Genomic DNA, 707 nt, shown 5'->3' on the forward strand with positions numbered 1-707 from the left:
CGCGCGACCACCACCGCCCCAGGCGGCACCACCGGCATGGACGCGATGTCAGCGTAGGAAGGCGCCTCGCCTGCCACTCCGAGGTCGTCGGGTCCGAGCACGGCCCAAGCAGCGTCTTCCGGTTGCCCGGTGACGGGCGTCCAGTCCAGGGCGAACAGCAGGTCGTGGTGAGTGGGACGGGACGCGGCCAGATCCGTGGCGGACACCGGCCGCAGGACCAGTTCTCCGATGGTGGCCACCGGTTGTCCGGCCGCGTCGGCGAGTTCCACGGACACCGCGTCCGTACCGGCAGGGGACACCCTTACACGCAGCGTGGAAGCGCCCACCGCGTGCAATGACACGTCCCGGAAAGTGAACGGCAGCCGTGTTCGCGCCGCCGCGCCTGCCAGGTCGCTCATCCCGATCGCGTGGAGTGCTGCGTCCGAAAGCGCAGGGTGGAGACCGAAACCGGTAGCCGCAGAAGGATCCGGCAGCGAAACCTCGGCGAACACCTGGTCGCCGAGCCGCCACGCCGCGGTCAGGCCCTGGAACAGCGGCCCGTAATCCAGACCGACCTCGGCCAGGTCGGGATACAGCCCCTGCGCGTCGATGGTTTCGGCCCCGGTTGGTGGCCATTGTTTGGGCCAGGTTGGTGTGTCCTGGTGGTTTTGGGTCAGTGTGCCGGAGGCGTGCAGTGTCCATTGGTCGTTGGTGTGGGAGTGGACGGT

Annotated in this window: 1 protein-coding gene; it reads right to left on the reverse strand. The window is 68.7% G+C overall.

All coding sequences use genetic code 11. The features are described from left to right. Nucleotides 1–707: polyketide synthase dehydratase domain-containing protein (locus OOZ19_RS29975; protein ID WP_266093534.1), on the reverse strand; the 707-nt coding region annotated here is incomplete at both ends.

Origin of the sequence: Saccharopolyspora sp. NFXS83 (assembly GCF_026241095.1) — a bacterium.
Lineage (GTDB): Bacteria > Actinomycetota > Actinomycetes > Mycobacteriales > Pseudonocardiaceae > Saccharopolyspora_C.